Source organism: Clostridium sp. (assembly GCF_050717635.1).
Taxonomy (GTDB): domain Bacteria; phylum Bacillota; class Clostridia; order Clostridiales; family Clostridiaceae; genus Clostridium_AD.
Genome location: NZ_JBOITO010000023.1, coordinates 1 through 5,715, shown reverse-complemented (window position 1 = coordinate 5,715; position 5,715 = coordinate 1). Strand labels below are relative to the sequence as shown.

General features: G+C 29.2%; 8 protein-coding genes. All 8 read right to left on the bottom strand.

Annotation, left to right across the window (positions count from 1 at the left end):
• Positions 1 to 488: 488 nt before the first annotated feature.
• Positions 489 to 1,040, bottom strand: coding sequence for a GNAT family N-acetyltransferase (locus tag ACREWB_RS10695; protein ID WP_431547436.1), 552 nt, complete (start codon positions 1,038 to 1,040; stop codon positions 489 to 491).
• A gap of 368 nt (positions 1,041 to 1,408) precedes the next feature.
• Positions 1,409 to 1,888: a GNAT family N-acetyltransferase gene (locus tag ACREWB_RS10690; protein ID WP_431547435.1), complete on the bottom strand. Its 480-nt coding sequence runs from the start codon at positions 1,886 to 1,888 to the stop codon at positions 1,409 to 1,411.
• 149 nt (positions 1,889 to 2,037) lie between these two features.
• Positions 2,038 to 2,499 carry a GNAT family N-acetyltransferase gene (locus tag ACREWB_RS10685; RefSeq protein WP_431547434.1) on the bottom strand — a complete coding sequence of 154 codons (462 nt, stop codon included), beginning with the start codon at positions 2,497 to 2,499 and terminating at the stop codon, positions 2,038 to 2,040.
• A gap of 81 nt (positions 2,500 to 2,580) precedes the next feature.
• Positions 2,581 to 3,213: a Type 1 glutamine amidotransferase-like domain-containing protein gene (locus tag ACREWB_RS10680; RefSeq protein WP_431547433.1), complete on the bottom strand. Its 633-nt coding sequence runs from the start codon at positions 3,211 to 3,213 to the stop codon at positions 2,581 to 2,583.
• 138 nt (positions 3,214 to 3,351) lie between these two features.
• A complete protein-coding gene (locus ACREWB_RS10675) occupies positions 3,352 to 4,050 on the bottom strand; it encodes a DUF3795 domain-containing protein (protein ID WP_431547432.1) in 699 nt (232 codons plus the stop codon).
• Positions 4,051 to 4,097: 47 nt separating this feature from the next.
• Positions 4,098 to 4,307: a hypothetical protein gene (locus ACREWB_RS10670; protein ID WP_431547431.1), complete on the bottom strand. Its 210-nt coding sequence runs from the start codon at positions 4,305 to 4,307 to the stop codon at positions 4,098 to 4,100.
• Between the two features lie 114 nt (positions 4,308 to 4,421).
• Positions 4,422 to 5,099: a hypothetical protein gene (locus ACREWB_RS10665; protein ID WP_431547430.1), complete on the bottom strand. Its 678-nt coding sequence runs from the start codon at positions 5,097 to 5,099 to the stop codon at positions 4,422 to 4,424.
• 211 nt (positions 5,100 to 5,310) lie between these two features.
• Entirely contained in the window at positions 5,311 to 5,559 is a 249-nt protein-coding gene (locus ACREWB_RS10660) for a signal peptidase II (RefSeq protein ID WP_431547437.1), read from the bottom strand.
• Positions 5,560 to 5,715: the final 156 nt, after the last annotated feature.

The window sequence follows — 5,715 nt, the reverse complement described above, 5'->3', positions numbered from 1 at the left end:
CATAATATTTTCATCCTTCATATTGGTGCCCCCTTATTAAATAGATAATATTCATGTAGTGATTTGTACAATTATGTAACGTTGAAATCATGATTTAGCACTCTCTTACTTCAAAATTCCGTATAACGTTTCGTGTTGCCGACGTTTCTGAACCTTAGCCCGACGGGCTTGGTGAAGGAATGTGCCTTGGCGTTGGTTTATTATTTTCTTAGGTTTTAAAATATACATGAGTTTATAACTTGTCCAGCTTAAAATGACTCTCCAGCCAAGGCGAACGGCAACATTTTGTTATACGGAGTTTTAGCCACTACACTTTGAGCAATTGCTACTACAACAAATCCTATTTTGCTCCATATTTGAATCCAAATAACGCCCTATGTGTTTCTTAGTTCTAAAAAAGTATTTACCATCCTATAGTTAAACTGATACATTCATTATATGTTTGTTAATGTGTCACATTGTAAAAATCATGTAAATTAAGCAAATAACTAACAGTAATCTATATTTTTTATTGAATACATCAACTCACCATCATAAGAACTGTCTTCTTCCTCCTCTATTTCGTATTTAAAACACATTCCCATCTTGTCCAACACTTTCTTTGATACTTCGTTATCTTTATTAACAGTTGCAACTATTTTATTAATATTCATATTCTTAAAACCGTACTCAATAATAGATTTTCCAATTTCAGTTGCATATCCTTTTCCATAGTGTTCTTCAAATAATCCGTAGAATAACTCATTTTCTGCAATATCATATGTAAGTGGAAATAATCCAACAAAACCTACACATTCATTGTTATCTTTTGAAACTACTAATAAGAGAAATCCTTTGAAATTAGATATTGTGCTTTCTTTATATCTATTTAATATTCTTTTCATTAATTCTTCACATTCTTCAAACGTTCTTTCTTTAGCAAATGGAACGTATTTCATTATTGCTTCATTATTTACTATCATATGCAATTGAGTTATATCAGCATTTGTAAAATTTCCAATAATTAAACGTTCTGTTTCTATTCTTATCTGTTCATACATTCCAACCTTCTCCTTTATTTAACATTATTATAAAGCTACATCCAAATTAGTTCTAACCAATAACTTATGAGCAATCATTTTCCGCTCTAAATTTCGTATAACGTTTCTTGTTCAAGACGTCTGCCAGCGTTACAGGAATTTAGAAAAGCGTACATAGCTCTTATGTTAGTTTTTCTAAATTCCGACTCGGTTAGCTGGCGGATGTGCTTTGGAGTCTTTCCATGCAAAGCGGACTTGAACATTTTGTTAGATGTAGTTTTAACCACTGTACCTTAAGCTAAGTCTACTGTTTTAACTTTAAAATTAATTCTCATTAAATGAAAACTGCGAAGTAACTCAACTTCACATTTTATTAAAAACTCCATTGTTTATATCGAATTATACCTCATTAAATAATGTGTTTCTGTTTCACTATACTTGTCAAATCCAAATCGTTTGTATAAATTCTGGGCAGGATTAGACTTAAATACTTTTAGGAATATAGGTTTATTCACCTTCTTGGAAAGTGACGTAATATATGTTAAAAAAAATGAACCTACACCTTTATGTTGAGACGTTTCAAACATTTGAATAGAAATGCCTTCAATTTCATCATCCAGTTCATTATAGGATACAAAACCTATAGTTACATTATTTAGTAATAACTTCTGAAAACATGTTTCTTTCATCATATCAGTGAAAGCATCAGTATTCATTTTAATTTGAATATTCTCAATCCATCCCCCATAATATTCATCAACATATTTTTTATAACAAACTCTTTTAACGTCAATGTAATTAGCCAAATCATCAATGCTTACATCTTGAAATGAAAAACCTTGGTTTAGAAGTTCTGCTGTTAATTGCATTTTTCGCCTCCTGTTACTCTGCTATTATACGTATACCAATCATTTAATCTATAGTTCGTTTTTACAAGGTTGCAACAATCTCCAAATCATAATTATTGCACCTTTCTGAACATTACGACTTAACTTCAACTGCAAGTATTCCTTTTTCTTCACTTTTGCAAATAAGACATAGGGGTAAATCTAATACCATTAACAGTAAGCTCTTTATCAGTATCAAAAAAACCAAGTTGATGATAAACTTCTATTGCGTATGGAGATGAATTTACTGTGATATTGCTAATATTATTTTCGCTTTTACATCTCTCTTCAACTGTTTGAAATAAACTTCTTGCTATACCTTGTCTATGATAGTCTTTATTTACAAACAACATGCATATATGATTAATTCCTCTTGTTGTAATTACACCTATTAAATCATCATTATCTATACAACCCCAAAAATATAATTCACCTTTATCAAATTTATCAATGATAGAATTATATGATATAAACTCCCTAAATTCTTTAATGCCTTGTTTTGAATAATCTAATGCTTCAAATTCTTGAAAAACATTCCACACTAAATCAAGAGCATTTTTGATATCATTTTTCTGCAACTTTATAATTCCCACACAAATTCACCTACCTAATAAATTATATTGTTTCGTATTTTATGAAAACTCCGACTTACATGAAATATAATAAGATTACTTTTAAATTTTTATTACATTACCAATAAATTTAATATCATCATCATCAATAACTATTCCATCACCATCATTACAAGCATATATTGTTGTTTTCTTTATTTTTGAATAATCTTTTAATAAATCTAAATACTTAATACCTTCATCATCACTCCAATGGGGCATAAACTGAAAGTCAACAATTCCCAACGAACTTCTATCCGCTATACCTACAATATCTTCATCTCCGAATTGTGCCATGTCAATGGTTTTACTTAATATAATGCCTCCTGCACTAATGCCGATTAGTATCCCGCCTTGTTCCACATATAATTGTAATGATTTAACAAGGTTTCTTTTTTTTAATAAGTATAGAAAATAAAACGTGTTTCCACCAGAAAGATGTATAGCATCACTTTTAAATATATCGTTAATTTTTATTTCATCATATTCTTTATCTAAGTCAAAATATTGTATGTTGCTAATCCCTAATTCATTATAATATTTAACTTTAGGATTAAAATACTTTCTTGTTAAATCTGAACATGATGGAATGTATCCTATTGATGGATTTTTTTTATTTAGTAATCGTAGAAGTTCATAATCTACTTTCCTGTTTTCTTTTATAATTTGGTCACTATATAACACTATTTTCCTCAATTTAATACCCCTATTCTATATAAATTTACTTCGTCATAAAATACAATTGTTCATATATCGTAGATATGCAATTTATAAACACCTTAAGAAGGTTACGTAATATATCACTTTAAAATAAAAACTTATAATTACCTATTTCTAAAGTAAGTTCTTACGAACTGTATCCCAGTTTCCTTCATATTCTTTCAATATGATACTTAAACAACCTATTTCTAAATGTAATTCATTGTCATCCCATCTGTCACCAATACCTGCAATAAAATCAAATGAATGCTTTAAATTCATTCCTGATTTCACCCTCTCCTCTTGGTCTTCAGACAAATAGACATCTCCTTTAGGAAAACTTGTCTTATTAATCCATTCTTCTGTAATTTTTTTCAAGGAATTTGGTCGTGCACCCATATAAATGATTTTATATTTTTGTGAAAGTTGATTTATACAATTAACACTATCTGGAGTTGGTAAATCCTTTAGTATTTCTTCGCTACTATAGAAATTTGTTGTTCCAATTAAATTATGACGATGTCTTGTGTCGCAAATAGTACCATCAATAAAAACAAGAACACTTTTCATATTTTTGACCTTTACCCATTTCCTACATTGTTCAATTCTCATACCATTATCGCCTTGTTCTTTATCATAAGAAAAACTATTTAGTAAATCACATGGAAAAATCCCACATTCACCACAATGCAATAGTTCTTTACTTTCACAACAAGATTTTACAAGGCACTCTTTTCCCCAAAAGGGCTTGTCTATATTTATACAACCTTTACACCCAGTAGCTTCTCTATATTCGCATTTTAAACAATCAATTCCACATCTCGATTCAATCATTGTTTTCTCCTCCATGCTTTTCTCTTTACATCATTTCATTAATGCTCTTAAATAATTTTATTTCTGCTAATTAGATATTTACGCTTAAGCATGCATTTCCCTGTTGTAACAATAATAAAATCCTTATCTACTGACAGAGCAGATATATTTACCTTTATATTATCTTTACCAGTGATAAAAATCGCAGTCGGTCCATTATTTTCTATTATTAAAGGGGTTAACTGTTGTAATATTTCAATTAATTCTTTCCTTTTCATCATAACCTCCTCAACTTCCAGCTTTGTAAACAATCTTCTATCATAAATTTACGATTAACGAACCATTTTTACCATTGTGTCGGAGTTTAAGATAAAAGAAAATTAATAAATTAATTATTCATTATTCTCATTTTGATTAGTAATGTTTCTTTTCATGTATTTTTGTGTCCATGGACAATTCACTAAACATTTTAAACAGCCCTCACAGTGGTACACATCAACTATTAAATCTCTATTCATATCTGGTTCCCAAGTAGTACCCTGGATTACACTTGTGGGACATCTGTCCTTACAAACATTACACTCACCACATTCAGGCATTATTATCAGCTTATTTTCAGTAGGTAATGGTGCATTTGTTAAAACGGTACACATACACAATGCACTTCCATATTCTTTATTAACTAACAAATTACTTTTACCAATCCATCCCAATCCAGACAATACAGCAATTTTTTTATGTGGAAGCGGAGTAGTTTTCGTAGTTTTATCAAAAAACCCATGTATTAAATTTCTTTCTGATTGTGCAAAGGCTTTGTATCCTTTTGAAATGATAAAATCAGCGGTATATTCTGCAAGTTCATTAGCAATGTGTTCTTTTTCCCCAATCTCTGAATGTTCTAATATGTTTTGTTTTGATAGAAGGAAAATATAGCCTGGGCTTAGAATTATTCCTATCAAAATAGCAATATTGTACCCTCTATTTTCTTTTTCTGATAGCATTGATATATCAACTGTCTTGATAAAATCAACACCTCGTTTATTTAACTCAGAAGCTAACTCGTTCACCATATGTGAACCCCCTAACCAGATTATCCATTTTAAATTTTATTAATAAGAACCCATGTTTAAATAATATCACCCTGCATATTAGTACATCAACCTCAAACACTCTTTGGAACTAAAAATAAACCATTCAATAAAGTTAGTTTTTCATGTTTTAACAAAGTGACTTAACTGCAACAGTTAGTAGTTCTTATTCTTTCAATGATGAAATTTATGTTTATAGTTTCCGTAGAATATATTTAGTAAAATCTTTTACTATATTATCATCAATCTGGTTTAAAAATTTGTTTTTAAAGAGCAATAATAAAATTATCAACCCACTAAAAACATTAATATATACATCTTTTAAATCAAACGTAAAAAAACCATTTACTAATATGTAATCTAAACTACCATTCCAAAAAATCTTGTCAAATAGCGAACATATAGCTCCAGAAAATATAAAAGCATACATAGTATTAACGATTTTGATATGTCCGTATTGATAATTTAGATACCGATGTTTGTCAAGAAGGTTGTCGTATAAAATTTTATATTCGATATCCCTGTAATATATTTCAGAATTTTCAGTCTATTTAATAAATATATAATTCAAAGTTAAAATCAACACTTTTTATACTGT

What these genes read in the sequence shown, in the direction of transcription:
- ACREWB_RS10675 (WP_431547432.1), bottom strand. Translation starts at nt 4,050, where the DNA reads ATGATTGAATCGAGATGTGGAATTGATTGTTTAAAATGCGAATATAGA.
- ACREWB_RS10670 (WP_431547431.1), bottom strand. Translation starts at nt 4,307, where the DNA reads ATGAAAAGGAAAGAATTAATTGAAATATTACAACAGTTAACCCCTTTA.
- ACREWB_RS10695 (WP_431547436.1), bottom strand. Translation starts at nt 1,040, where the DNA reads ATGTATGAACAGATAAGAATAGAAACAGAACGTTTAATTATTGGAAAT.
- ACREWB_RS10690 (WP_431547435.1), bottom strand. Translation starts at nt 1,888, where the DNA reads ATGCAATTAACAGCAGAACTTCTAAACCAAGGTTTTTCATTTCAAGAT.
- ACREWB_RS10665 (WP_431547430.1), bottom strand. Translation starts at nt 5,099, where the DNA reads ATGGTGAACGAGTTAGCTTCTGAGTTAAATAAACGAGGTGTTGATTTT.